The organism is Ignavibacteriota bacterium (assembly GCA_016713565.1).
Classification (GTDB): Bacteria; Bacteroidota; Ignavibacteria; order Ignavibacteriales; family Melioribacteraceae.
The window spans coordinates 47,174-74,081 of sequence record JADJOX010000001.1; the positions used below are offsets into that span (position 1 = coordinate 47,174).

23 protein-coding genes are annotated in these 26,908 nt (G+C 30.8%); 10 read left to right on the plus strand and 13 right to left on the minus strand.

The features are described from left to right. Positions 1-105: 105 nt before the first annotated feature. The 7 genes from IPK06_00255 to IPK06_00285 form a co-directional block, all read right to left on the minus strand. Positions 106-318: a cold-shock protein gene (locus IPK06_00255; protein MBK7978453.1), complete on the minus strand. Its 213-nt coding sequence runs from the start codon at positions 316-318 to the stop codon at positions 106-108. Positions 319-537: 219 nt separating this feature from the next. Beyond that, positions 538-2,046 (minus strand): oleate hydratase, encoded by a 1,509-nt coding sequence (locus tag IPK06_00260; protein MBK7978454.1) that lies wholly within the window; start codon positions 2,044-2,046, stop codon positions 538-540. Next, a complete protein-coding gene (locus IPK06_00265) occupies positions 2,046-3,032 on the minus strand; it encodes an aromatic ring-hydroxylating dioxygenase subunit alpha (protein MBK7978455.1) in 987 nt (328 codons plus the stop codon). Before IPK06_00265 ends, IPK06_00260 begins: the two co-directional genes overlap by 1 nt. Positions 3,033-3,044: 12 nt before the next feature. Next, a complete protein-coding gene (locus IPK06_00270) occupies positions 3,045-3,773 on the minus strand; it encodes a lycopene cyclase domain-containing protein (protein MBK7978456.1) in 729 nt (242 codons plus the stop codon). A gap of 2 nt (positions 3,774-3,775) precedes the next feature. Continuing rightward, the gene (locus IPK06_00275; GenBank protein ID MBK7978457.1) at positions 3,776-4,621 is read right to left on the minus strand and encodes a phytoene/squalene synthase family protein; all 846 of its coding nucleotides are present in this window, start codon (positions 4,619-4,621) and stop codon (positions 3,776-3,778) included. Continuing rightward, positions 4,602-6,083 (minus strand): phytoene desaturase, encoded by a 1,482-nt coding sequence (gene crtI / locus IPK06_00280; GenBank protein ID MBK7978458.1) that lies wholly within the window; start codon positions 6,081-6,083, stop codon positions 4,602-4,604. The genes IPK06_00275 and crtI overlap by 20 nt, the downstream gene beginning before the upstream one ends. 10 nt (positions 6,084-6,093) lie before the next feature. Next, positions 6,094-6,540 (minus strand): SRPBCC family protein, encoded by a 447-nt coding sequence (locus tag IPK06_00285; GenBank protein ID MBK7978459.1) that lies wholly within the window; start codon positions 6,538-6,540, stop codon positions 6,094-6,096. Positions 6,541-6,659: 119 nt separating this feature from the next. Between IPK06_00285 and IPK06_00290 the strand changes: the two genes are divergently transcribed. Beyond that, the gene (locus IPK06_00290) at positions 6,660-7,586 is read left to right on the plus strand and encodes a MerR family transcriptional regulator (GenBank protein MBK7978460.1); all 927 of its coding nucleotides are present in this window, start codon (positions 6,660-6,662) and stop codon (positions 7,584-7,586) included. 33 nt (positions 7,587-7,619) lie between these two features. Then, positions 7,620-8,174 carry a glutathione peroxidase gene (locus IPK06_00295; GenBank protein MBK7978461.1) on the plus strand — a complete coding sequence of 185 codons (555 nt, stop codon included), beginning with the start codon at positions 7,620-7,622 and terminating at the stop codon, positions 8,172-8,174. A 29-nt stretch (positions 8,175-8,203) separates the two neighbouring features. Here the strand turns inward: IPK06_00295 and folE are convergent, their stop codons facing one another. From folE to IPK06_00310, 3 genes are read right to left on the minus strand one after another with little or no spacing between them, the layout of a single operon-like run. After that, positions 8,204-8,878, minus strand: a complete 675-nt coding sequence (folE, locus tag IPK06_00300; protein ID MBK7978462.1) for a GTP cyclohydrolase I FolE — start codon at positions 8,876-8,878, stop codon at positions 8,204-8,206. 58 nt (positions 8,879-8,936) lie between these two features. Further along, a complete protein-coding gene (locus IPK06_00305) occupies positions 8,937-10,298 on the minus strand; it encodes a deoxyribodipyrimidine photo-lyase (GenBank protein MBK7978463.1) in 1,362 nt (453 codons plus the stop codon). Between the two features lie 30 nt (positions 10,299-10,328). Further along, positions 10,329-12,602: a TonB-dependent receptor gene (locus IPK06_00310; protein MBK7978464.1), complete on the minus strand. Its 2,274-nt coding sequence runs from the start codon at positions 12,600-12,602 to the stop codon at positions 10,329-10,331. A gap of 263 nt (positions 12,603-12,865) precedes the next feature. Between IPK06_00310 and carA the strand changes: the two genes are divergently transcribed. Both carA and carB read left to right on the plus strand, forming a co-directional pair. Beyond that, the gene (gene carA / locus IPK06_00315) at positions 12,866-13,939 is read left to right on the plus strand and encodes a glutamine-hydrolyzing carbamoyl-phosphate synthase small subunit (protein MBK7978465.1); all 1,074 of its coding nucleotides are present in this window, start codon (positions 12,866-12,868) and stop codon (positions 13,937-13,939) included. Between the two features lie 151 nt (positions 13,940-14,090). Then, positions 14,091-17,309 (plus strand): carbamoyl-phosphate synthase (glutamine-hydrolyzing) large subunit, encoded by a 3,219-nt coding sequence (gene carB / locus IPK06_00320; GenBank protein ID MBK7978466.1) that lies wholly within the window; start codon positions 14,091-14,093, stop codon positions 17,307-17,309. A 61-nt stretch (positions 17,310-17,370) separates the two neighbouring features. Here carB and IPK06_00325 read toward each other — a convergent pair whose 3' ends face one another. Both IPK06_00325 and IPK06_00330 read right to left on the minus strand, forming a co-directional pair. Continuing rightward, the gene (locus IPK06_00325) at positions 17,371-17,742 is read right to left on the minus strand and encodes a hypothetical protein (protein ID MBK7978467.1); all 372 of its coding nucleotides are present in this window, start codon (positions 17,740-17,742) and stop codon (positions 17,371-17,373) included. Next, the gene (locus IPK06_00330) at positions 17,739-18,503 is read right to left on the minus strand and encodes an SDR family NAD(P)-dependent oxidoreductase (protein ID MBK7978468.1); all 765 of its coding nucleotides are present in this window, start codon (positions 18,501-18,503) and stop codon (positions 17,739-17,741) included. Before IPK06_00330 ends, IPK06_00325 begins: the two co-directional genes overlap by 4 nt. Before the next feature lie 279 nt (positions 18,504-18,782). Here IPK06_00330 and IPK06_00335 point away from each other — a divergent pair, with 279 nt between their 5' ends. The 6 genes from IPK06_00335 to hslU all read left to right on the plus strand — a co-directional run bounded on the left by IPK06_00335 (position 18,783) and on the right by hslU (position 25,385). Beyond that, complete coding sequence (locus IPK06_00335; GenBank protein MBK7978469.1) at positions 18,783-19,346, plus strand: DUF3109 family protein; 564 nt, start codon at positions 18,783-18,785, stop codon at positions 19,344-19,346. A gap of 2 nt (positions 19,347-19,348) precedes the next feature. Further along, on the plus strand, positions 19,349-20,809 hold the full coding sequence (rpoN, locus tag IPK06_00340; protein MBK7978470.1) for an RNA polymerase factor sigma-54: 1,461 nt from the start codon (positions 19,349-19,351) through the stop codon (positions 20,807-20,809). 117 nt (positions 20,810-20,926) lie between these two features. Next, entirely contained in the window at positions 20,927-21,568 is a 642-nt protein-coding gene (locus IPK06_00345; GenBank protein MBK7978471.1) for a hypothetical protein, read from the plus strand. After that, positions 21,565-23,385, plus strand: a complete 1,821-nt coding sequence (locus IPK06_00350; GenBank protein ID MBK7978472.1) for a peptidyl-prolyl cis-trans isomerase — start codon at positions 21,565-21,567, stop codon at positions 23,383-23,385. The genes IPK06_00345 and IPK06_00350 overlap by 4 nt, the downstream gene beginning before the upstream one ends. 35 nt (positions 23,386-23,420) lie before the next feature. After that, positions 23,421-24,005 carry an ATP-dependent protease subunit HslV gene (gene hslV, locus IPK06_00355; protein ID MBK7978473.1) on the plus strand — a complete coding sequence of 195 codons (585 nt, stop codon included), beginning with the start codon at positions 23,421-23,423 and terminating at the stop codon, positions 24,003-24,005. Positions 24,006-24,023: 18 nt separating this feature from the next. Further along, entirely contained in the window at positions 24,024-25,385 is a 1,362-nt protein-coding gene (gene hslU, locus IPK06_00360; GenBank protein MBK7978474.1) for an ATP-dependent protease ATPase subunit HslU, read from the plus strand. Positions 25,386-25,558: 173 nt separating this feature from the next. Here hslU and radA read toward each other — a convergent pair whose 3' ends face one another. After that, positions 25,559-26,908, minus strand: coding sequence for a DNA repair protein RadA (radA, locus tag IPK06_00365; protein MBK7978475.1), 1,350 nt, complete (start codon positions 26,906-26,908; stop codon positions 25,559-25,561).

Below are 26,908 nucleotides of genomic sequence, written 5' to 3' on the forward strand. Positions count from 1 at the left end.
AAAAATTATTTTAATTGAATTTTTAAACAGAGTAAAAATGTTAAGAACCATTTAAAATAAAAAGCTCCCTAAAAAGGGAGCGTGCAAGTAAATTTTGTAAAAGTTTTATTTTACGACTTGAACATCAGCGGCTTGAGGTCCCTTTTCACCATTGGTAACAACAAACTCAACTTTATCGTTTTCTTTTAAAGTTTTATAACCTTCGCCAATAATTGATTTAAAATGTACGAAAACATCTTCGCCATTTTCTCTTGAAATAAAGCCATAACCTTTTGAACTATTGAACCATTTAACGGTTCCTTTTGTACGCTCTGCCATTAACAGATTCTCCTAAATTAAATTAAAATGTTTTTTTTGACAGAGCTTTGAAAAGACTTTGAAAATTTAAACTGATGTAATTCGGTTTTTCTGAAACTACTTTTAAAGATACTGTCATTTGATACAAAACTATAGAAAGTAATTTGCATAGTCAAATAGAATAATTAATTTTTTTTAATTAAAAAAAATTCAAAAGGTGATTATTTAAGCGGGAAATTATTAATTTACCAATATTCCAATTTTGGGAACGGAGAAAATATTCTCGCATTGCAGATTTTCTTTTGTCAGAATATCATTAACCGCAAAGTAAGCTGAAGTCGCGGAAGCTTCCATTAGCATTGCCGGGGTTTCCAATTTTATCCAATCGCCGGTTATATATAAATTATTTATTTCTGTAATTGGCTCCGGACGATTTTTGTATAAACCAGTATGAAACGCGGTGAAATCTTTTTTGATTTGTAAGTTTTCATATAAAATTTTGGAATTCTTCAACTTTGGGAAATATGAAAAAAATTCCTTTAGAAACTGATTACGTACGTCATTTTCATTAAATTCATTTGGCAGAGCATATGAATGGAGTTCATATATTCCGCCGTTGTTTTTCTCTGCCCAGTCGGCGCTTTCCTTTTCCATATTATGATAAAATGTGACTGAATCAAGAATTTGTTCAGCGTCCGTAAATACGAAAAACGGAAGATCATCGCCAATTCTTTCATCCATCCAAATTCTAAGTACAGCATAACGCTGTGATATTTTTTGAGAATTAATTTTATTATAAAAATTAGGATGCTGATTTTTTATGAAGTTTGAATTATTAATTATACGCTTTGTTCCGTTTATGTCAGATGCAAAAATTACATAATCAAATAATTGTTTATTTACTTCAAACTTATTATATAATTTTTCAAATTCCGTTACTTCGGAATTTAAATTTATTTTACCGCCGTGCATTTTTATAAAATTTTCTGCTGGGTCTAAAAAAGTTTTGTAAAAGTCATCGTTTAAAACATCATAAATTAATCCGTTATCATTGCTAAGAAAGTAAAAATGAAAACTTTTTATCAATTCAGCTACTGATATATATTGAGGTTCGGCAAAAAAAGCCCGTGAAAATGTTGTGAACATTAACCTCATTTCGTTAGGCAAATTTATTTTTTCCGCAAAATCTTTAAAGGAAATGTTGTCGAATTTACTAAATGTTTTATCATTATCATAAGTCAGAAGTGCAAGTAATTGTGCAAATTTTGGATTTTTAAAAATATCTTTGAAAGAATAAATACCCGACTTTCTCATTGATAAAATATTTAGGACGGGAGTTTTAGAAATATCCTTAAAACTGAATTCACCGTAAGAATGTGTTTTTATCAGGTAATCATCAATTGGTATAAGATATTTATAGGAATCAATTTTTTTAAGAATTTCTCGCAAATTATAATACTGGCGAAAAAATGCGTGAAAACCGTGTTCAATATTTGTCTCATAGCCATCGTCAAATTTAACTTTCCAACTTCCGAGTTTTCCACCAAGAAAATTTTCCTTTTCAAACAATGTTACTTTAAAACCTCTTTCACTCAATAATATTGCGGATGTTAATCCTGCAATTCCACCGCCTATAATGGCAATTTCTTTATTTTCAGAAATTTTCTTGTTTAACTTTCTATCGACTTTATTAATCTTAACAATGTAATTATCTAATCTTCGTCTTATCAACTTTTCAAAAATATTCATCAATTTTCTTCCTTTAATCTCTTACGCCAATATTTTCTGAATGCTAAGGAAACTTCGTCTCCTTTTACGCTTACTTCATGCAGATTATCTTTTACTTTATCTAAAATTTCCTTTTGTGATTTCAGCAGCGCTATGTCTTCATTTACAATTTTATTGGATTTTCTCGCCATAAACCATCTTCCGAAAGCAGGGAAGAATCCAAAAATATTCTTCCATAATGTAATTTGGGTCATACTTATTTTTTTATCGTCAACTTGCATAAAATGCTCAAGTATTAATAAAATTCTATCGTTAAACCTTGCTTCTAAACGAGAGATATTAGGATAATAGAACCTATAAAAAACTTCAAGTTCCGGTTCATCACCAAAGTACATCTTTTCGGAAATATTCGCGGTGTTTGCTCTATAATATTTTCCGGAAATTCCGTCTTCGATTGTTTCAATTCTAAATTCCGCGGGAAATTCATTTATTTGTCCTAGCAATTGTTTAATAGAATCTTTATGTGTGTATTTAATATGATAAGGATCTATTAGACTTTCAGCTGCGGCTTCAAGATCAGCTTCAAAAATATGTTCTTTATAAGTGTAATTCCATTCAGCCATTTCAGGAATATTGGGTGGATTTACATTATTTACCTTTTCTTCATCACCGACAAATATCCAAACCCAATTGTTAAATTCTTTAATAGGATATTTTTTTATAACAGCTTTTGGCGGAATTTTTGTGCCTGGTAATTGAGATGGTATAAGAACACAATTTCCATTGCAGTCAAATTTCCAGCCATGATATCCGCACACAACATTATTTTCACTTAAATATCCGAGAGATAATTTTACATTTCTATGGCAGCATCTATCTTCTAGCGCGACAGGAATACCATTTCTTGTTCGATAAATTATTATGTCTTCATTTAATATTTTCTTAACTATTATTTTATTTGTCAGGTCCTTTGAATGACAAATTAAATACCATTTATTTTTAAGCATAGAAAATTCTTTTCATTTATTGTTTTGCAAACCGGAAATTGAATTCAGTATTTTTAATTTCTTCTCAAAAATAGTTGTTGAAAATATTATTAAAGAATATCCGAACAAAAAATCTTCAATTGGAATTGTAAAAATTCTAAATCCAATTTGATATACTTCATTATAAGTTACAATCGGTCGCCAAGTTAAATAGCCGTTAAAAATAAGAGTGAATAAGGAAACAATTGAAAGATAAATCCAAAACAATTTATATCGGATTATTTTAGCGCCGAACATTTTATCAAAAATTATTGAGCCAATTAAAAAAGTTAACGAAATTGAGGTATATTCTTTTTTAAAAATTAATGAAATTAAAATAAGAAATAAAAAAAATACAGAAATTACGGAAATAAAAAAATTTTCGTCGAAAGTCTGCTCGCTTGTAAAATACTTTTTATGATTTGTGTTATTAAAATTATTTAACATTACCCAAGTAAATAAGCAGGCAAAAGGTACTGTTATAAAAAACATTATTTCTTCAATTGGCAATTCAAAAATTCTAATTCCCAAAGTATATTTATCGGCAAAATACCAATGCCTGTTTGTTACAAATATATCCCAAATTATAAATGGAATTGCAGAAAATGCAATTGATATTATTGCCGGTCTCCAATAATTAAAAAAGTAGAATTTCTTAAATGAACCGAAAAATAAAGGTCCGGCTAAAACAATAATATTAAATATCAGATATTCGTATTTCACGGCTAAGTTAATTTTATGACTTTTATTTCCCAAAAAGATTTGAGAAAAAGATATAGTTTATAGAAGTTTGAAATTCTTACTCTTTTACTCATCAGTTGTTTTACGTCCAATCTTTTTATTTTTTTGAAAAGCATTAAATAATAAAGATAAGCCGAATATACTCCAAGTTTAACTCCAATTGGTAATTTCAAAATCCCTTTTAGTGCTTCGTGAAATTCTTCTTCAATTTCAAATTCCAAACATCTTTTATTAGTATTATTTATAAGCATTTCATGATGAACGTCGGGCAAATAAATTCTATTGCGATCATTTAAATCACTGTTTATATCTCTTAAAAAATTAACTTTCTGAAATGCCGATCCAAGCATTTTTGCCGAATAAACAAGTTCGTTGTACTTTTTGCTTTCGCCGTTGCAAAAGACTTTTAGGCACATTAATCCAACTACTTCTGCAGAGCCGTAAATATAAAGGTCATAGCTTTTTCTTTCATGGGAAGTTTCTTCAAGATCCATTTCCATACTTGTTAAAAAAGCATCAATTAAATCTGCTTCAATATTATACTTTACTGCAACTTTTTGAAATGAATGAATAATTGGATTAGTTGAAACTCCGTATTTTATTGCGTGATAAGTATCTTCTTTAAATTTATTCAATAAAAATTTCTTGTCTGCATGATGAAAAGTATCAACTATTTCATCTGCAATACGAACCCAGCCGTAGATTGCAAAAATAGGTTCTCTATACTCGGGAGAAAATGCTTTAATTCCCCAACTGAATGAAGTACTGTAAGCTTCGGTTAACTTCTTACTTATTTTTGAACATGTATTTTCATAATGATTGAACGTCATTGTTAATCCTTTCTACAACTAGTTTTGAACTAATTACAACCATTGGTAAGCCTGTTCCAGGAGTTGTTGAAGCTCCCACATAATAAAGATTCGTAAATTGCTCATCTTTGTTTTTGGGTCTGAATGCGCCGACTTGATTTAAATCATGAGCTAATCCAAGTCCGCTTCCTTTGTATAAATTGAACATCCGCTCCCAATCAATTGGTGTTTTAATTGTTTTCGAAATTATGTTTTCTTTTAAGTTAAAATTTGTCCTTCTGGAAATATCATCAATTATGTTTTCTGATAATTTTTCAGCGTCGTCCCAATTATTTTTATATCTTAAATCTGGTACGGGACAAAGAATAAATAAATTTTCACAGCCGTCCGGAGCGCATGATTCATCGGATTTTGAAGCGGCGTTAACATAATAATATGGTTTTTTAGGACTTACAGAAGAGGTAAAAATTGTGTCCGCATAATCTTTAAAATTGCTGCCGAGAAAATAATTATGATGAAGTAATCCCGGGATCTTTCCTTTTACACCAAGATAAATTGTAAATGGGGAAAGTGTCCAATGCATCTTATCCAATTTCTTTTCTATAAAAGCTTTTCTTTTTAAAACCTTACCTCTGAATGATGCCGCATCGCTGTTACTTATAAAAATATCCGCGTTCCACCTTTTACCGGAATTATCAATTACTTCGTATAATTTTCCGTTATTCGTGCCAATTGATTGGATTTCGGTATTAAAATTAAATTCTACGCCTCGTTCTTTTAAAACAGCCACAATGGATTTTATAATTGAATACATCCCCCCATGAATGCTCCAATAACCATTGTGGCGCATTTCTGTATAACTAAGCAAAGAATAAATTGAGGGTGTATGAAATGGAGTTGAGCCCAGAAAAAATGCTACCAAGGAAAAAATAATTTTAACTTCTTCGGAAGAAAAATTTTTATCAAGTTCAGCCCACATTGTTCTGAATAAGTAAGGGATATGTTTGAAAGGAACTTTCGACATTTTATAAAAATAATCCAACATTCCTTTGTAATTCGATTGAACTATTTGTAATTCAGTATCGTGGAAAAATTTACCCGCGCGATTTAAATACTCATCCAATTTTTTAGCGAGATTTGGTTCAATGTCTTTAAATTCATTTTCTAACTTTACTAGATCCTTAAAAATTTTCAATGGTTCTTTTCTTCCATCAAAAAAAACTTGATAAATTGGATCAAGTTCTCTCATGTCCAATGGATTAGAAATCCCTGCATCTTTAAAAAGATTGTCAAATTCGTAGGTCATACTCATAAAAGATGGTCCAAGGTCAAAGGTAAACCCATCCTTTTCAAGAATATTTAATCTTCCGCCCGGAGTTGAGTGCTTTTCTAAAATAGTAATTTTATAATTCGGATTTTTTGAAAGCCGTAACGCAGTTGAAAGTCCGCCTAACCCGGCACCTATAATGACAATTTTTTTCATTATAATTTTATTAGTTAAATTTTTCGCGTAAATAATTTTTTCTGAAATCAAAAATCTTTTTAATGTTTTTACTTACATATAAATTGTTTATCAAATTTTTCAAGGGATATAGGAACAGATCATATTCAATAATATCTGTCATTTTTGTTTTTCCATCAATATCTTCAAATAAATGTGTATGTTTCCATTTTTTATAAGGACCAAACTTCTGTTCGTCTATAAAAATTTTATTTGGATCATATTTAGTTATAAGAGTTCTCCAAGGAAATTTTAATAATCCCAATTTAATTGTATATCTAAATTCCGCTCCTTCTTTCATTACTAAAGGTTTTGGAGATATTATATTGAAACGTAATTCATTAGGTGTAATTATTTCTAAGTTCTCGGGATTTTCAAAAAAAGGAAATACTTCATTCACTTTTTTGTTAAAAACTTGTATTTGCTCAAATTTAAACATAATCATTTCTCTTAACAAAATATAGACAAATGTCTAATATTTGTCAAGATATATTTAAATTATCAAATTATTATATCAAAAAAAGTTGACAATAATTAGACAATTCTGTATTTTTAGGTATGAAAAATAACATTAAATATCCAATAAAAGCTGTTTCTGATTTAACAGGACTAACCGAACATGTAATAAGAGCTTGGGAAAAAAGATATAATTTAGTTATACCTGATAGAACAGAAACTAATAGAAGATTATATTCAAAAGATGATGTTGAAAAATTATCTCTGCTTTCAAAAGCTTCTAAAAGCGGATATTCAATTGGTGTAATTTCAAATTATTCCTTAGAACAATTGAATCAATTATTCGGTGAGAAAGAACCCTATATTAAAAAAGAAGAAATCACAGCTACTGATACTACAATAGATAATGTTATTGAGAATTGTATTTCATTCGTAAAAATTCTGGATAAAAAAGCATTTGAACATGAGCTTTATTCAGCTCAAATAAAATTTTCACAACCGATTTTAATAGAAAAGATAATTACTCCTTTAATTGAGAGAATCGGCGACTTGTGGAAATCCGGTGAAATTAGAATTATGCACGAGCATATTTCAACAACAATAATCAGAAAATTTTTAACGCAAATAATTGACGCAAATTTGGTGGATACAAACGCTCCGAAAATAATTATTGCTACACCCAAAGGTCAGCTTCATGAATTAGGAGCATTAATTGTTGGTGTTGTTGCCTCCTCTGACGGCTGGGATGTGACTTATATTGGTCCGGATTTACCGGGCGAAGAAATTGCAGCGGCAATTGAAAAAATAAATCCCAAAGTTGTAGCTTTAAGTATTGTTTATCCTTCAGACGATGTTCTTCTTGATAAGGAAATGTTAAAGATTAGCAGATTAATTAGCAGTGATACAGTTGTTTTAGCTGGCGGAAGAAGTGTTTTGTCTTATGAAAATATTCTTAGAAAAATGAATGTTAAAATAATTTCCGATCTTAATGAGTTTAGAGACCAGCTCGCATTAGCTCGATTAACATAACAGTACAAATTCATTTTAAATGAAAGGTATATAATGAATACAAAGACATTAATTTTAACAATTAGTTCATTACTTGGGATTTTTAACTCTAAAGGTGAACATAAACCAAATATTACAAATATTGTTGTTAAAGATATAAATATGAAAGAAGTAAAACTCTCCGATTATAAAGGAAAAGTTTTATTGATTGTTAACGTTGCAAGCAAATGCGGATTTACAAAACAATATGAAGGTCTGCAGAGAATTTATGATAAATTTAAAGATAAAGGATTTGTAATTCTTGGTTTTCCTTGTAATGATTTTGGCGGACAAGAACCCGGAACTAATGAAGAAATAAAGCAGTTCTGCTCATTAACTTATAGTGTCAATTTTCCAATGTTTGATAAAGTAAAAGTATTAGGAGATGATAAATCTCCATTGTTTGAAGTATTGACAAACAATACAAAAACCGGGAAATCCGATATTAAATGGAATTTTGAAAAATTCTTAATTGATAAAAACGGAGATGTAGTAGATAGATTTAGAAGCATTACAACTCCGGAAAGCAGTAATATTACCTCTCTAATTGAAAAAGAGTTGGCAAAATAAATTTTAAGTATCTTAAATATTAAAATGAATTACTGTTTTATATAATTCAGTAATTCATTTTTAATTGATGGTTCTGCAAATTTACCGCCGTAACTTGATGTAATTGTTGAACTATTTACATCATTAACACCTCTTGAAGCTACACATAAATGTTCCGCGTCAATTATAACAGCAACGTCTTCGGTTTTAAGAACATTTTTTAATTCATTTGCTATTTGAATTGTAAGTCTTTCTTGCACTTGCGGTCTTTTGGCAAAATATTGAGCAATTCTGTTCAACTTGGAAAGACCAATTACGTATTCTTTAGGAAAGTAAGCAATATGAGCTTTTCCAATAATCGGTACAAAGTGATGCTCGCAATAAGAATAAATTGTAATATTTTTTTCAACCAACATTTCGTTGAAATTAAATTTGTTTTCAAATAATGTTGGTGCGGGTTTGTTTTTCGGATCCAATCCGCTAAAAATTTCTTTAACAAACATTTTAGCTACTCTTTTAGGAGTGTCTTTTAAACTTTCATCTTCCAAATTCAAACCAAGTATTTCCATAATATCCGAAAATTTAGATTTTATCAATTCAATTTTGAGATCATCTTTTATATTAAATGCATCGGCTTTAATTGGAGTTTCCAAAGTTGTAAGCAAATGTTCATTATTATTTTCTTCGAATAATTTATGTATTACATTATTTCCAGGGTCTCGCATATTTATTCCTTTCAGAATATTTTAAATAAAAAATATAATTATTGTTTTATCTGCAAATTCAAAACAAACTTTGCTGATCAGTTAATTTGAATTTTTCCATATAACTTTTTACATCGAATTTTCTTTTACAGCCGTTATAGTTCATGTATCTTATTTTGCCGAAAACATTTCTTTCATTCCAAGCTCTATCGTGAGTTCCGCCAACTGACCAGGCAATTCCAGCATAGCCGTTTGGGTCTCTCCCATCTAATTCGTATTTATCATTTAGGTAAATTGCATTGTTGAATGCATCCTCAGGAGATTTAGTCCACTCCAATATTTTTTTTGCCCAGTACATTCTCATATATCCGTGCATCTTTCCTGTTGTATACATTTCTAATTGCGCGGCGTTCCAAAGCGCATCATGAGTTTTTGCCAATTCAAATTCTTCTAAAGAATAAACAAATTCTCTTTTATCGTTTCGATGAAGATTTAAAGTTTCCTTAGCCCAAGGATGAAGTCCGGTAAAGTTATCATAGTTTGGATTATAATTGCAAAAATTATCCGCAAGCTCGCGTCTTATAATTAACTCCTCTAAATATGAGGCAACCGAAACATCCGTTTGATCAAAATCATTTAGAAGTAACGCAATTCTTTGGGCTGAAATATGTCCAAAATGTAAATATGGAGAAATATTAGAAAGTCCATTTTTATTCGGATCATTTCTATCAATTGCATAATTATTCAGTTTGTACCAAATAAATTTTTGGAGAATATTTATAGCGGCATTTTCTCCGGGAATTAAATCATCCGCTGGTTTTACGCTAAAATTAATTTTTAGATTTTGATATAATTTATCCCAATCTATTTTATTTGAAATAAAATTCGACCTTTTTAATTTTTCCAACTTTGGAAATTCATGTAAATATTCAGGCAATAATTTTAGAATTTTTGGTCTTATTGTATAAGCCGCAAATTCAAGTTTTTTTGACGCTTTCCAAACCGGAATAATATTATGAGAATCAATTTCAAAAAATGGAATTTCAATTTTTTTTGCTGTCTTTTCCTTCCAATTAGATATTATTTTTAGAGGATTAAAATCAGTTACTAATAAGCCTGCATTGTGCTTAATTATAAAATTGGGAATTTCATCTTCAGGATTACCTGTAGTTATAAAAAAGCTGATATTTAGTTTTTCTAAATTTATTTCAACTTCCTTCAATCCTTCTATCATAAAATAATATTGCCTGAAAGTTGCGTTCTGAAATTCAGTTACTAAATTAAACACAACTATTAATTTTTCATTTGTTTCTTTAGCTTTTTCATAAGCATAAATTAAAGCCCAATTGTCTGAAACTCTTTGTTCGCGCTGCATCCAATAAACAACCGGTCCTTTTTTAGAGTCAGCGCTTTTTAATATTCTTAATCTATTTTCTATCATTATAAAAATGAAATGTTAAATAGGTTTTAGTTAAAATTCTAAACTAATACCGATTGAAGGTAAAATTCCAATATCAGCTTGTTCATCAATTTGCATTAATTTATAATCCCATTTAACTGTGTTTACATTTTTATGATTATAAATATTTTGTATGTCTATATAAGCAATTAAAGACATATTACTGAAATTCCATCTTCTATCTACTCTAATATCCAATCCGTGATTTGCGTTAAGCCGCTCAGTTAAATAATTAGCAACACTTTGTGTTCCATCATTATTATACGGAGTATACGCATTTCCGGTTGCGAGTCTGAACTTAACGGCAGCTTCCCAATTTTCGTTAAATATAAACCCTGAACTTAAACTGATTATCCAGCTTTGATCATATTGCCCGGTTCTTTCAATTCCATCAATTCCGGTAAACTTTGTTTGACTGTAAGTAACACTTAAGATACCATACAAATTATTTTTAGAAGATTTCTTTTGAACGGAAAATTCCACACCTCTTGAGTAACCTTTACCTTGACTTGATAAAGTTTCAAAACCATATGTAGAAAAATTATCGTCGGATCCGGGATAACCGGCGCCTGTATTGGCTAAAACTAAATACGGTCTTAATACGCTTGCAGGGTATTTTGAATAATCTTTGTAAAATCCTTCCAATTTTACTTGGGTATCTTCACTCAGTAAATGATCCAAGCCAATGATAAATTGATTGACTTGTATTTGTTTTAATCCTTTATTTTCATCAAGAGTCAACCAAATGTAAGAAGGATTCTGCCTGTAAATTCCGGTGCTGAAATTAATATTTGAAATTTCCGTAATTTTGTATGCGAGAGATAATCTTGGACTAAAAGAAATCTTCGTATCAATCGCATTAAAATAATCTCCTCTTAACCCCAAATTTATTCTCAATTTGTTAAACAAATTTGTGCTGTATAAACCATAAAGTCCTACTTTGTAAAAATCACTATTAACAATTGCAGAAGTAATGGGAAGTGTTTCACCAAAAGTAGTTACAAACTTTTCTGGAAAAAGAATATTGCTTTTATATAAAATATATTTTCCTGAAATTCCGAAATTCAATTCTGAAGTTTGATTTAACTTATAAACCAAATCTGTTTTTAATTCGTGTTCTGCTTCTTTTGATTTGTTAAGAAAGATCGGGTTTAACAAAGTATCATTTTGAAATCCATCGTAACTGACATAATTTCGGCTTAAAGAAACATTATAAAAACCATTTGAAAATAAATGCCGGAAAGAAATTCCCGTTACATATTGGTTTTGGTCATTTCCTAAAATTCTTGCATTATCAAAAATATCTTCAGAATTCTTGTTGTTAAATTTTACGCGGTCCAAAGCTCCTACTAATAAATAAGAGAGCTTATTATTGCTGTCAAAATCATAAGTATATTTTCCAAGCAGATCATAATATTCGGGGACAAAATTAAATCCTGCCGCGTCAAAGATAAAATCAAGATAACTTCTTCTAATTGAAAATATAAAATTATTTTTATCGGTAATCGGACCTTCTAAATTTAATCCAAATTGTGATGCAGAGACCAGAGCTTTGCCACCAATTTTATCTTTTCTGCCTTCTCTTAAATCAATCTTCAAGACGGAAGAAAGTTTATCTCCGTAATTTGCCTGAAATCCTCCGGTCGAAAAAGTTGTTTCGTTAACATAATCTAAATTAACAAAACTCAAAGGTCCGCCTGTTGCTCCCTGGTTTCCGAAATGATTAATGTTAGGTAGAACAAAGCCGTCAACCACGTATAAATTTTCTGATGGAGCGCCTCCTCGTACAACTAGATCATTTCTTCCGGCTCCTTGTCTTGCAACACCCGGCAATACAGAAAGAGCTCTAACAACATCTTCAAAACCACCAGGCGATCTTCTTATTTCTTCATAACTAAATTTTTTAACGCTGTTTACATCAATATCGGATTTATCAAAGTAACTTGAAGTAACCGTAACGTCTCCTAGCTCGATTACTGTCTGTCTAAGTTTTATTTCCAGGAAAGTTGGTTTTGCGGAGTTTACAACTACATCAAATTTAATAATTGTATTATATCCGATATAACTAGCTTTAACTTTATAACTGCCCATAGGAACATTATTTATTTCAAATTCTCCGCTTAGGTCTGATGAAGCTCCTAAATTCGTTTCCTCAATTACAATGTTTACACCGGGTAAAGCTTCATTAGTTATTTGGTCGGTTACTTTTCCGGTAATTTTTCCGTTATTTTGTGGGAGAATAATTCCGTACGTAAATAATAAAAGTATAAGAAAACTTAATTTCATAAAATTCCTAAAATTTTACTGTAAAACTAAAACATTGTCTAAATATTGTCAATATATTTTTAATTTATTTTAGACATATTTAGACAAAAATTCGACAAGCTTATCAAACATTTATTCATTAAAAATTCATTCCAGTGTATAGAATCATTATAAAATTCAGATTTATTGCATAACGCAAAATAAAACTATGGATATTACTTATAAAAATTGTATAATTGGCAAATCAATTTTTACAAACTTAACACCCCAAATTTTTATTTTTCATGCAAAAATCCAAAAGAATTTCGCTAATCCTTGAAGATGGCTCAGTCTATCACGGATTTTCTTTTGGTTACGAGTCTTCTACAGCCGGTGAAGTTGTTTTTAATACGGCAATGACCGGTTACCCTGAAAGCTTAACAGATCCTTCTTATTATGGACAAATTCTAATTTCCACATATCCTTTAATTGGAAATTATGGAGTTCCGGATGATAAATATGAAAATGGAATTCCGGATATTTTTGAATCTGAAAAGATACAGGTTAAAGGTTTTGTAATTTCAGATTATTCATTTGCTTACAGTCATTGGAATGCTAAAAAAAGTTTATCTGAATGGCTGATTGAAAATAAAGTGCCTGGAATTTTTGGCGTAGATACTCGGGCATTAACAAAAAAATTAAGAGAAAAAGGATCAATGTTAGGAAAAATTGTTTTTGAAAATGAAGATATTGATTTTTTCGATCCAAATGTAGATAATCTTGTTGATAAAGTTAGTGTGAAAGAAAAAATAGTTTATGGCAGTGGAAAGAAAAAAATTGTTTTAGTTGATATGGGTGTTAAAAACAATATTGTAAGGTGTTTATTAAGAAGAGATACAACTGTTATAAAGGTTCCTTGGAATTATGATTTTACAAAAGAAGAATATGACGGTATTATATTATCTAATGGTCCCGGTGATCCGACTTTTTGTAGTGAAACTGTAACGAATTTAAAAAATGCCATTAAAATTGGGAAACCGATTTTTGGAATATGTATGGGCAATCAATTACTTTCACTTGCCGCGGGCGGATCAATTTATAAATTAAAATACGGACATAGAAGTCACAACCAGCCTGTATTGCAGATTGGAACAAATAAGTGTTTTATAACTTCGCAGAATCATGGATACGCTGTTAATGATTCACATTTGGATGAAGGTTGGGAACAATACTTTGTTAATTTAAATGATGATACTTGCGAAGGAATTAAGCACAAAACTAAACCTTTTTTTTCAACTCAGTTTCATCCTGAAGCATCGAGCGGACCGACAGATACTGAGTTTTTATTTGATGAATTTTTAAATTTGATTGATAATTAAAGTAATTCTTAAACTGAAGAATGAGTTTTACAAATAATTCGATTAGATAAAAAATAAAGTAAAGCAAAATAAAATATGTTCTTCACAAATAACATATTTTAACAACTTGAACCGGGTTTAAGCCGGATTGATAGATTAAAAAAGTAATTTAATGAACAAAGAAATTAAAAAAGTTTTGATATTAGGTTCCGGGGCGCTTAAGATAGGCGAAGCCGGAGAATTTGATTATTCAGGTTCGCAGGCTTTAAAAGCTTTACGTGAAGAAAATATTGAAACTATTTTAATAAATCCAAATATCGCAACAGTTCAAACATCGGAAAATATTGCTGATAAAGTTTATTTCCTTCCGGTTACACCTTACTTTGTTGAACAAGTTATTGCCAAAGAAAATCCGGATGGCGTACTTTTATCATTCGGCGGACAAACCGCGTTGAACTGCGGAATTGAACTCTTTAAAACAAACATTTTTGAAAAATATAATGTTAAGGTGCTCGGGACACCAATAAGAGCGATAATTGATACCGAAGATAGAGAGCTTTTTGCAAATACCCTTAAAAAGGTAAATATTAAAACACCTAAAAGTATTGCGGTAACTTCAATTGATGATGCACTAAAAGCCGCAGAAGAATTAAACTATCCTATTATTGTTAGAGCCGCGTATACTTTGGGCGGACAGGGAAGCGGGTTTTGCTCAAATTCGGATGAATTAGAAATTCTTGCCTCAAAAGCTCTTTCATATTCAGATCAAATTTTAATTGAAGAATCCTTAAAAGGATGGAAAGAAGTTGAATATGAAGTAGTTCGCGATTGCTACAATAATTGCATTACGGTATGCAATATGGAAAATTTTGATCCATTAGGAATTCATACAGGAGAAAGTATTGTTGTCGCGCCTTCTCAAACATTGACAAATACAGAATATCATAAGCTAAGAGAAATTGCGATTAAATTAATTCAGCATATTGGAATTGTAGGTGAATGTAATGTTCAATATGCGTTGGATCCTTTTTCAGAAGACTATAGAGTTATTGAAGTTAACGCAAGATTATCACGTTCAAGTGCGCTTGCATCAAAAGCAACCGGATATCCGCTCGCTTTTGTAGCCGCCAAATTAGCTTTGGGTTATGGACTTTATGAACTAAAAAATTCGGTCACAAAAACCACATCAGCTTTTTTTGAACCAGCTTTAGATTATATTGTCTGTAAAATTCCACGCTGGGATTTGAACAAATTCCATGGAGTTTCCAATCAAATCGGAAGCAGCATGAAAAGCGTTGGAGAAGTAATGGCTATCGGTAAAACCTTTGAAGAAGCAATTCAAAAAGGTTTACGAATGATTGGTCAAGGCATGCATGGATTTGTAGGTAATAAAGATATTCCAGTTTCCGATATTAAAGATATGCTTATAAATCCGACCGATATGAGAATTTTTGTAATAGCTCAAGCATTTAAAGAAGGATTAACGGTTGATGAAATTTATGAATTATCAAAAATTGACAAATGGTTTCTTGTTAAACTGAAAAATATTTTTGATTATAAATATGAACTACAGAATTATAATTTATTGGAAGAACTGCCCGATCAACTGCTGATTGAAGCGAAAAAATTGGGTTTCTCTGATTTTCAGATTGGGAAGTTTGTTCTTAAAAGCATCACAACAGAAATTGAAAAAGATATTTTAAAAGTTAGAAATTATAGATTAAGTAAAGGCATAAAACCATTTGTAAAACAAATTGATACTTTAGCGGCTGAATATCCAGCTCATACAAATTATCTTTACTTAACTTACAGCGGAATTGAACACGATATAAATTTTATAAATGATGAAAAGTCAGTTGTAGTTTTGGGTTCCGGAGCTTATAGAATAGGAAGCAGCGTTGAATTTGATTGGTGCGGCGTTAACGCATTAAATACTATCAAAAAGGAAAATTATAGATCAATTATGATAAATTATAATCCCGAAACAGTAAGTACGGATTATGATATTTGCGATCGGCTTTATTTTGATGAACTAACATTAGAAAGAGTTCTTGATATTGTTGATCTTGAAAATCCTAAAGGAGTTATTGTTTCAACGGGCGGACAAATTCCAAATAATTTGGCAATGCGTTTACATAAGAGCAGCGTAAATATTTTGGGTACCTCTCCGCTTTCAATCGATAGAGCAGAAAACAGACATAAATTTTCTCAAATGCTAGATGATTTGAAAATTGACCAGCCAAGATGGAAAGAATTAAACACTATCGAAGGAATTAAAAATTTTATCGATGAAGTCGGTTTTCCTGTTTTGGTTCGTCCTTCTTATGTTCTATCAGGCGCGGCAATGAATGTTGTTTCAAACGAAAGCGAGTTAAACCACTTTTTGCAGTTAGCCGTTGAAGTTTCAAAACAATATCCTGTTGTTGTTTCTGAATTTATTGAAAACGCGAAAGAAATTGAAATTGACGCGGTTGCCGATAAAGGAGAAATTATTCTTTATGCAATAAGCGAGCATATTGAATTTGCGGGAGTTCATTCAGGTGACGCTACAATGGTTTTTCCGCCTCAGAAAATTTATTTTGAAACGGTTAGAAGGATTAAAGCCATTTCAAGAAAAATTGCGTCAGAGTTGAATATTTCCGGACCTTTTAATATTCAATTTCTAGCAAAGGATAATGATGTAAAAGTTATTGAATGTAATTTACGAGCTTCAAGAAGTTTACCTTTCGTTTCTAAAGTTTTAAAGGTGAATTTCGTTGAACTTGCGACCGATATAATGCTTGAAGCAAAATATATTAAACCTAACAAATCATTGTTTGAGCTTGATTATATTGGTATAAAAGCACCGCAGTTTTCATTCTCAAGATTGAGTAAAGCCGATCCGATTCTTGGTGTTGATATGGCATCAACCGGTGAAGTTGGATGTATCGGGGATGATTTTTATGACGCGCTGTTAAAATCAATGCTTTCAGTCGGTTATAAAATTCCTAAAAAAAATATTTTACTTTCAACAGGACCGGTTCAATCAAAGGCAGAACTTTTGGAAAGCTGTAAGTTGCTTATTGAAAACGATTACAATTTATTTGCTACGCGCGGAACGCACAATTTCTTAAAAGACAATAATGTTGAATCCGTTCTACTATATTGGCCGGATGAAAAACAAAGTCCTAATACAATTGAATATTTAAGAAAACGAAAAATTGATCTTGTAATCAACATCCCCAAAAATTTATCTAAAAGCGAATTAGATAACGATTACAACATTAGAAGAAGCGCAATAGATTTTAACATACCGCTAATAACCAATTCCAGATTGGCTCAAGCTTTCATTACCGCATTCTGTAAAAAAGATTTGGAAGATATTTCAATTAAACATTGGAATGAACATTAAATTTTAGAAGTAATAAAAAGAATCGAATCGTTTCAATTCTAATTTTATTTTTAAATAAATATTAAAACGAAGAAATTAAATAAATTAAGCTTCCGGTTAAAAACAAAATAAACAATGCGGCAGAGATTATATTTTTTAATCCGAAAAAATAAATTTGCTGCAAAGCTCTAAAGAACCAGAAAAACGCTATCAATTTTAATAATACTTTGCCCAACTGAGTTGAAATTAATTCGTTTGTATATAGTAATGAAATGTATGCGAAAATTATAAAAACGAATGTTAATGAAAGGTTTAATATTTGTAAAATATTTCCATTAACATAATTCATGCGTTTTAGTTCTTTATTCCATTTAAAGATTTTCCAAAATAACAAATGAAAAACGGCAAATGCTATATTGTAAAATCCCCCCAAAAGTATGATTGTACTTTTCACTTTTTATATTTTTCCACCGTTAAAGATTCCAATTTTTCATAGATCCAATTTGGAATTAAGGGAATTAGTCTTGTTGCAATTACAAGCTGCCATGGAAATTGAATCATTCGTTTTTCACTTTCTATTCCTTCAATAATAATTTTGGCGGCTTTATCCACATTCATCATAAACGGCATTTTAAATTCATTTTTATCAGTCATGGGGGTTTTCACAAAACCCGGACGAACAGTCAAAACTTTTACATTGTATTTATTTAATTCCGTTCTTAATCCTTCTAAATAAGTTGTTGCGGCGGCTTTGCTTGCGGAGTAAAATCCGCTTTTTGAATAACCTTTGGAATCAGCTAAACTTGAAACGCCGACAATTATTCCACTTTTTCTTTGCATAAAATCCGGAATAATTTTCTCTACCCAATAAATAATTCCAAAAACATTTGCGCCAAAAGTTTTTTCAGCTGCTTCGGAATTATAATTCTCAACGGGCATTCTTACGGAATAACCGGCATTTAAAATTGCAACATCAATTCGATTAAATTTTTCTATTACTTTTAAATATGCGGCGTTTACTTCATCTTTATTGCTAACATCACATTTAATAACTAATAGATTTTCATTTTCCGAAAAATTTTCCCTTAATAGATTTTCTCGCCTTGCAACTAAAGCAAGCTTAATATTTTTTTGGGCAAGCAATTGATGAGCAATTTCATTTCCAATTCCGGTTGATGCTCCGGTTAATAAAACTACCTTATTATCAAATTTCATTTTTAGTTTTTGCTTTTTCAATTTGTTAATTTACTAATTTGAAAAGTTTAAAATTACATCCAATGTAAAATTTTAGAGGCATTTATTTAGTAAAAGTTAATTATGATAATTTTTTAATGCAATATTTATTAATAACTTAGTTATTAATTTAAATACAATTTTTATTCAACTATTTAAAAATTGTAAATTTGCTAAAAATTTCTGTATTATTTTAAGAATTAAAACTTTGCAAGTAAACCTTTTTTCATTATCTTAGCAAAAATTATTCCAAAAATTGATATGATTGATTTTGAAGATATAGATAATGTTTTAGTGAGCAGAGAAATTTTAAAAACCAAATTTACCTGCAACTTGGAAATTTGCAAAGGCGCTTGCTGTACAATGAAAAGTGAATTCGGAGCTCCATTAAAGAAAGAAGAAATTGAAGAAATAGATAAAATATTAGATATAGTAAAAACTTATTTGCCTGCTAAAAGTGTTAAAGAAATTGAAAAAAACGGATTTTGGGAAGAAAAATACAAAGAATTAATGACTAGAAGCGTTGGGAAAAAAGATTGCGTTTTTGTTTTTTACCAAGATGATGTTGCTAAATGTGCCATTGAAAAAGCTTATTATGACGGAAAAGTAAATTTTATTAAACCTATTTCCTGCCATTTATTTCCGATAAGAATTTCTGATTTCGGCGGTGATGTTTTAAAATATGAAAAATACGATGTTTGCGAACCAGCATTGGAGAAAGGAAAAAAAACTAAATTATCAATTTTAGAATTTTGCGAAAAATCAATAAAACGTGCATATAATTCTGAATTTTACAACAAATTAAAGAAACTTAACGGAAAGTAACTATGTTATCTTTGCAGCAAAAACTCTCACTACAGCAAAAATTATCTCCTCAGCAAATTCAATATCAAAAATTATTGCAGTTAAATACCCTGGCTCTTGAGCAAAGAATTAAAACAGAATTGGAATTAAATCCTATTTTGGAAGAAACTTTGGAAGATGAAATTGAACTAACGCAGGAACAGGAAGAAAACTCCGACGATAAAGATGAACAAGAAGATGAAATTGAAATAAGCGGCGATGATGAGTTTGATGCCGAAGATTATATGAACGACGGCGATTTGGATAATGATAGAATAAATAAAAGTCCGGATGATGAAGATAACCGACCTATTGCGCCAGCAAAAATTTCCCAGACAGAAAGATTATTAGATCAACTCCATATTTTAAAATTGCCCGAACATCAAATTATTTTGGGTGAAGTTATAATCGGAAGTTTATCTAAAGACGGATATTTTAGAGAAGACCTTTCAAAAATTGTTGATGATCTTAAACTTTTTGAACACATTGATGTTACTTTGGAAGACGCGCAAAAAGTTCTAAGCATGATACAATTATTCGATCCGATTGGTATTGCCGCAAGAGATTTGCAGGAATGTTTATTGATACAAATCAGAAATTCATCTTACGATCCTTATTATTCTTATCTTGCAGAAAAAATATTGAGCGAAAATTATACTGATTTTGTTAATAAAAGATTCGACGCAATTCAAACAAAAATGAATCTTTCGCGTGAAACATTAAAATCAACTTTGGATTTAATTCATAAACTAAATCCTAAACCCGGAGCCGGAGCGCTCGAATCGGAAGAAGCAAATCAAATTACTCCGGATTTTATTATTGAAAAAGTTGATGAAGATTATATTATTACATTAAACGATAAAAGTATGCCATCAGTAACGATAAGTTCAACATATTTGGAAATGATTGACGGTAAAAAAAGAAAAAGAAAAGTAACGCCTCGTGAAAAGGAAACACATCAATTTTTAAGAGAAAAATTTGAATCCGCTAAATGGTTCATCGCTTCAATACAGCAAAGAAGAGAAACATTGATGAAGATCATGCGTTCAATTTTTGAAAAACAATATGAGTTTTTTGAAGGCGGTCCCAAATTCTTAAAACCTATGATCTATAAAGATATTGCAGATGAAATAATGATGGATATTTCAACAATTTCAAGAGTTGTAAACGGAAAGTATGTTCAAAGTCCGGTTGGAATTCATGAGTTGAAATATTTCTTCAGCGAAGGACTTTCAACAGATGACGGAGATGAAGTTTCAAACAAGCATATTAGAATTCTGATAAAAGAAATTTGTGATTCCGAACCTAAAGGCAAACCTTACAGTGATGAAAAAATCGCCAAAATTCTTGTCGATAAAGGAATTCATATCGCTAGAAGAACCGTTGCAAAATATCGCGAACAATTGCAAATTCCAGTTGCTCGTTTACGTAAAGAATTGCGATAGACTAATTTTGAATGCCTATTTTGGATTTATATACCTGACTTTTATTTATCTCTATTGCTAATGATTTTAAATGGAATCTACAATAATATTTTTAAGTTTTGATCAAAGCCGATTTTTATGAATTATGTATTTGATGCTCTAATTATTACTTTATTATTTTTTCTTTTCGCGCTATCTCATTCAATTTTAGCGGCATTTAATTTAAAGAAAAAAATTGCGGAAAAAGTTGGAACAAAGATCGCATTTTACAGATTTTTTTATAACATAAATTCATTTATTATTTTTGCCGCAATTTATTACATTTCACCCAAACCTGAAGTAAAAATTTACGACTTACAATTTCCTTACGATCTGTTTATTTTTACCGTTCAATTTGTTGGTATTATTGGTTTGTTTTGGGCATCATCATTCATAAACTTAAAAGAGTTTATCGGGTTAAATCAAATTAAAAGATATTTTCAAAATACATATGATGCCGAGAATTTAGATGAAGATCATGATTTGATAATTAAAGGACCTTTTAAATTTTCACGTCATCCAATTTATTTTTTTACAATTATAGTTCTGGGATTTAGACCTTATATGGATCTTTTTTATTTGATATTTTTTATAAACATAGTAATTTATTTTTATGTCGGTTCACATTATGAAGAAAAAAACCTGATTAAAAAATATGGCGAGGCATACCGTAAATATAAACTTTCTGTACCTAAAATTTTTCCAAATCCATTTAAACTAAATTCTAAAATTCCTTTATGAAAAAAATTAATTTCATAGTTCTGCTTTTTGCCCTTTCCATAAATATACATTCACAAAAAAAAGATGAAGTTTTGGCTAAGGTTGGTGAAAAAGTAATTACGGCGGATGAATTTAAAAACAGATTTGAATTATCGCCGCAGATTAAAAGAAAAAATTCCGAAAAGGGAATTCAAAAAGCAAAAGAAGAATTATTATATACATTAATTGCCGAAAAACTTATGGCAATTGAAGCGGAAAAATTAGGCTATGATTCTTCAATTTCGATGAAGATGAATTATGTACCAATGGAAAAAATGAATGTGCGCGACGCGGTTTATAAAAAGGAAATTAAAAGTAAAGTTGAACTGAATAATAAAAAGTTTTCAGAAGGTTTAATTCTGGCAAATAAAAAATACTTTGTTGATTATATTTATTCGCAAAATAAAGAAGCAATAGATTCGGCTTATCAGATACAATTAAATTCGAAAAATTATGATTCAACAGCCGCGCTTATTAAAAATGTTGAATTTGTTAAAGAACCATATGAAGTCACTTATGGTAAAATGGCAATTGAACCGGAAACGGCTATTTTTGCTTTAAAGAAAAATGAATTTACAAAACCGCAGGAGTCTCCAGACGGCTGGTATATTTTTAGATTGTTAAATATTTCCGGCGCGGAATATAAATCGATTGACGAAAGAGTTTCGCTAGTTGAAAAAACTGTAAAAAACAGAACCGAAGATTCGTTATATGATTCTTTCTGGAATAGTTTTTTCAAAAACAAAAGAGTTATTACCGATGGAAATCTTTTTTGGTATACAGCCGATTCGCTGCAAAAACTTGTTGAATATGTAAAGAACAGAGACAGCGTTGCCGAAAATCAAAAAATTCAAATTGGAGATGATGATTTTATAAAATTCAAAAATTCGTTGAGCCCCGATTCATTAAAAAAAAATTTTATAAAGTTTGATAAAAACCCAATGACATTGAATGATTTTTTGAATTTATTCATGTTCGAAGGTTTCTATGCATATTCTTCCGATATAAATTATATTGCCGAGCATTTGAATCAAAGAGTTAAAAGACAAATAGAAATGGAATTGCTGACACGCTACGGTTATGAACTTGGTCTGCAAAATGCAGACGAGGTAAAATCTTCAACGGAAATGTGGAAAGCAAATTATCTATCAACACTCTTTAGAAAAGATATTGTTTTGGAAACCAAAAAGGAATTTGAAAGTTCTGAAGTAAAATCAACAAGTGAAGCAAATCTGTTTGAAACCAAACTTAAAATTGTTGAAGTGTTAAGCGACTCTTTGGAAATAATACAAAAGGCGCTGTCGATTGCCGACAATACCGAAGATTTGAAACAATTTGCAAAAGTTCATTCGCAGCGAAAAGATGAAAAATTTAATTCTGGAGAATCGGAATATTTATCTGCAATTGAGCTGGGAGAAATTGGTAAAGTTGTTTCGTCCATGGAAATTGGCGATGTATTCGGTCCTTTGCAAATTGAAGGAAAATATTCATTATTTAAACTTGTAGATAAAAAAGAATTAAAAATTGAAAATTCAGGTAATGAAGCCGAAGAAAAAAACAAAGAAAACATTTTGTACAAGGAAACTTTAGATAAATTAGAGAACAAAACCGTAGAACTTGCTGAAAAGTACGGCGTCACAATAAATGAAAAATTACTAAACTCAATGAAATTAAATAATCTGCAAATGATGGTTATAAGATATATGGGTTTTGGCGGTTCAATGCTTGCATTTCCATACGTTTCGCCTTTTTACAATTGGAAAGAAAAGTTGGAACAAAAACAAAAAGAACCATTATAAAGTTTATTAAAAGAGAAATTTAACGTCCGAGGATAATGTTCCGCGGAGATATTTTTGATATAGAATTGGAGATAAAATTGGAAAGAAAAATTAGATCAACAACGGTCTTAGGCGTAATTCACAGTGGAGTTGCGGCACTTGGAGGAGACGGACAAGTTACACTTGGCAATACAGTTATGAAACATAATTCAATGAAAATTAGAAAATTACTCGATGGAAAAGTGTTGGTTGGTTTTGCGGGATCTGCCGCAGACGCATTTACACTTCTTGGTAAATTTGAAGAAAAGTTGGATCAATATAGAGGAAATGTTGAAAGAGCGGTTGTTGAATTGGCCAAGGATTGGAGAACCGATAAATATTTAAGAAAGCTTGAAGCATTATTGGCGGTAGTTTCTTCAGAAAAAACTTTTGTTGTTTCCGGAACTGGTGATGTAATAGAACCGGACGATAAAATTATTGCAATTGGTTCCGGAGGAATGTATGCTTTATCGGCAGCAAAAATGCTGGTAAAATACAGTAACTTGCCAGCTGATGAAATTGTAAAAGAAGCATTAAAAGTTGCTTCAGAAATATGCATTTATACAAATGATAAAATTAACGTTGAAACAATAGGGAAATAAATAGTGAAAAAAGATAAAATGAAAAATTTAACACCGTCGCAAATTGTTACAGAATTAAATAAATATATAATCGGACAAGATGAAGCAAAACGCGCTGTTGCAATTGCACTTAGAAATAGATGGAGAAGACAGCAGGTTACAGAAGGTTTAAAAGAAGAAATAATGCCAAACAATATTATAATGATCGGACCTACCGGAGTTGGAAAAACTGAAATAGCAAGAAGATTGGCAAAATTAACTGGCGCTCCTTTCTACAAAGTTGAAGCTTCTAAATTTACCGAAGTTGGTTACGTTGGAAGAGATGTTGAATCAATGATAAGAGATTTAACAGAGCTTGCGGTTAATATGGTAAAATCCGAACAAACTGAATTGGTGAAAGAAAAAGCCGACAAATTAACTGAAGAAAAAATTCTCGATTTACTTATTCCTCCGGTTAGAACAACCGTTAAATCAAACAATGAAATTGATAACGGCGAAAATGAAGAAATTGTTAGAAATGAAAAAACCCGGGAATGGATGCGTGAAAAACTCAAAAAAGGTGAGCTTGACGATAAACTGATTGAGTTCGATACCACAACTGCCGCAATGGGAATGCAGGTTGTAGGACCATTTGGCATGGATGATATGGGAATGAACATTCAAGAAATAATTGGAAGTATGATTCCCAAAAAGAAAAAGAAGAGAAAGACTACAATAAAAGAAGCCAGAACAATAATGGCGCAAGAAGAAGCGCAGAAATTAATTGACATGGATAATGTGCAGAAAGAAGCCGTTAGAAGAGTTGAAGAAACCGGAATCATTTTTTTGGATGAAATAGATAAAATTGCCGGAAATAAAGGCGCGCATAATGGGCCTGATGTTTCGCGAGAAGGTGTTCAAAGAGATCTTTTACCAATTGTGGAAGGTTCAACGGTAAATACAAAATATGGACCGGTTAAAACTGATCATATTTTATTTTTAGCTTCAGGCGCATTTCATGTTTCCAAACCTTCGGATTTAATTCCCGAATTACAAGGAAGATTTCCAATTCGTGTTGAGCTTAAAAGTTTAAACGAAGCCGATTTTATAAAAATTCTTACAATTCCTCAAAACGCATTGCTGAAACAATATGCCGCGCTTTTAGAGACCGAGGAAGTTGAAATTGTTTTTGAAGACAGCGCTATTAAAGAAATTGCAAAAACCGCCACAATTGTTAATGAAGAAGTTGAAAATATTGGCGCGCGCCGACTGCATACAATATTAACCACTTTGTTGGAAGATATTTTATTCGATGTGCCGGACAAAATGCCGGAAGGAAAAATTTCAATAACCGGAGAAATGGTTAACGCGAAACTGGATAATATTGTTAAGAACCGTGATTTGAGTAAGTATATTCTTTAATTTTTTGCGGAGATCTTAATTATGAGATCTCCTCATTTTTTTGAAAATAATTAAATAAATTATTACAGAATAAATAAAAAGTTTACTTCATTAACCTTCACTTTGCTGTGTTTTATTTATACATTAAATTTTTTGAGGATAAGCTCACTAAACTAAAGTATTTAATAAATCTCTTACTCTATTAACAAATTTATCGCTTCTTGAAGTTCTTCCGCGGAAATAATATTTATACTGCTTTTGTACTTTTTAGATTTGATATTATTTTGAGGAATTAAAATATTAGAAAATCCTAATTTTTCTGCTTCTTGTATTCTTTTATCAATGTGACTTATACTTCTGATCTCACCACCCAAGCCGACTTCGCCGAGTACGACAAAATTATTTTTCACGGCTTGGTTTTTCAAACTGGAAACAACTGCGGCACAAACAGCCAAATCAATTGCAGGTTCGTCTATTTTTAATCCTCCGGCAATATTTAAAAATACATTATATGTTGATAATCTTAATCCAGCTCTTTTTTCCAAAACAGCCAGCAATATTGATAAGCGCCGGTAATCAAAACCGGTTGTAACTCTTTGCGGATTGCCGAAATTTGTAGGAGTAACGAGTGCTTGAACTTCCAGCAAAACTGGCCGCGATCCCTCTATTGTTGATGTAACAACAGCGCCGGTTACATTTTCATTTCTCTCACCAAGGAAAATTTGACTAGGGTTTTTAACTTCTGATAAGCCGTTATCATGCATTTCGAAAATGCCGATCTCATTTGTATTCCCGAATCTATTTTTCTGCGCGCGTAAAATTCTGTAAGAATAATTTTTTTCGCCTTCAAATTGAAGAACAGTATCTACAATATGTTCCAGCACTTTTGGTCCGGCGATAAATCCTTCTTTGGTTACGTGTCCTATTAGAATTACGGAAAAGTTTAGTGTTTTTGCAAGATGCATTAAAAAATTTGTGCATTCACGTATTTGTGTAACAGTTCCCGGAGCATTATCAAATTCCGGTTTAAACGTTGTTTGGATTGAATCAATTATAACAACTTCCGGTTTGAGTTTATCTATTGCCGAAGTTATAATATCAAGATTTGTTTCAGAGAGAATAAAAATACTTTCTTCGTTTACATTTAATCTTTTGGCTCTAAGATTTATTTGCTTAACGGATTCCTCACCCGTTACGTATAATACCTTTGATTTTATTGAGGATGCGGCTTGCATTACCAACGTTGACTTACCAATTCCGGGGTCGCCTCCGATTAAAACAACTGAACCGATAATTAAACCGCCGCCTAAAACTCTGTCGAATTCATTTAAATTAGTTTTTATTCTTATATCTTCTTGAGAATTTATTTCGCTTAATTTGAAGATATTTTCTTCACTTACTTTTTGCTTAGATTTTTTTGTTTTGGATTCAACAAATTCTTCTGAAAATGAATTCCATTCTTCACAGTTTGGACATTTGCCAAGCCATCTTAATGATTCAAATCCGCAGTTTGTACAAATATATTTTATGGTTTGTTTTGACAT

What these genes read in the sequence shown, in the direction of transcription:
- crtI (MBK7978458.1), bottom strand. Translation starts at nt 6,083, where the DNA reads ATGAAAAAAATTGTCATTATAGGTGCCGGGTTAGGCGGACTTTCAACT.
- IPK06_00310 (MBK7978464.1), bottom strand. Translation starts at nt 12,602, where the DNA reads ATGAAATTAAGTTTTCTTATACTTTTATTATTTACGTACGGAATTATT.
- hslV (MBK7978473.1), top strand. Translation starts at nt 23,421, where the DNA reads ATGTTCCGCGGAGATATTTTTGATATAGAATTGGAGATAAAATTGGAA.
- rpoN (MBK7978470.1), top strand. Translation starts at nt 19,349, where the DNA reads ATGTTATCTTTGCAGCAAAAACTCTCACTACAGCAAAAATTATCTCCT.
- IPK06_00265 (MBK7978455.1), bottom strand. Translation starts at nt 3,032, where the DNA reads ATGCTTAAAAATAAATGGTATTTAATTTGTCATTCAAAGGACCTGACA.
- IPK06_00350 (MBK7978472.1), top strand. Translation starts at nt 21,565, where the DNA reads ATGAAAAAAATTAATTTCATAGTTCTGCTTTTTGCCCTTTCCATAAAT.
- IPK06_00255 (MBK7978453.1), bottom strand. Translation starts at nt 318, where the DNA reads ATGGCAGAGCGTACAAAAGGAACCGTTAAATGGTTCAATAGTTCAAAA.
- hslU (MBK7978474.1), top strand. Translation starts at nt 24,024, where the DNA reads ATGAAAAATTTAACACCGTCGCAAATTGTTACAGAATTAAATAAATAT.
- IPK06_00330 (MBK7978468.1), bottom strand. Translation starts at nt 18,503, where the DNA reads ATGAAATTTGATAATAAGGTAGTTTTATTAACCGGAGCATCAACCGGA.
- IPK06_00295 (MBK7978461.1), top strand. Translation starts at nt 7,620, where the DNA reads ATGAATACAAAGACATTAATTTTAACAATTAGTTCATTACTTGGGATT.
- carB (MBK7978466.1), top strand. Translation starts at nt 14,091, where the DNA reads ATGAACAAAGAAATTAAAAAAGTTTTGATATTAGGTTCCGGGGCGCTT.
- IPK06_00260 (MBK7978454.1), bottom strand. Translation starts at nt 2,046, where the DNA reads ATGAATATTTTTGAAAAGTTGATAAGACGAAGATTAGATAATTACATT.
- IPK06_00275 (MBK7978457.1), bottom strand. Translation starts at nt 4,621, where the DNA reads ATGACGTTCAATCATTATGAAAATACATGTTCAAAAATAAGTAAGAAG.
- IPK06_00305 (MBK7978463.1), bottom strand. Translation starts at nt 10,298, where the DNA reads ATGATAGAAAATAGATTAAGAATATTAAAAAGCGCTGACTCTAAAAAA.
- IPK06_00345 (MBK7978471.1), top strand. Translation starts at nt 20,927, where the DNA reads ATGAATTATGTATTTGATGCTCTAATTATTACTTTATTATTTTTTCTT.
- IPK06_00335 (MBK7978469.1), top strand. Translation starts at nt 18,783, where the DNA reads ATGATTGATTTTGAAGATATAGATAATGTTTTAGTGAGCAGAGAAATT.
- IPK06_00290 (MBK7978460.1), top strand. Translation starts at nt 6,660, where the DNA reads ATGAAAAATAACATTAAATATCCAATAAAAGCTGTTTCTGATTTAACA.
- folE (MBK7978462.1), bottom strand. Translation starts at nt 8,878, where the DNA reads ATGCGAGACCCTGGAAATAATGTAATACATAAATTATTCGAAGAAAAT.
- radA (MBK7978475.1), bottom strand. Translation starts at nt 26,908, where the DNA reads ATGTCAAAACAAACCATAAAATATATTTGTACAAACTGCGGATTTGAA.
- IPK06_00285 (MBK7978459.1), bottom strand. Translation starts at nt 6,540, where the DNA reads ATGTTTAAATTTGAGCAAATACAAGTTTTTAACAAAAAAGTGAATGAA.
- carA (MBK7978465.1), top strand. Translation starts at nt 12,866, where the DNA reads ATGCAAAAATCCAAAAGAATTTCGCTAATCCTTGAAGATGGCTCAGTC.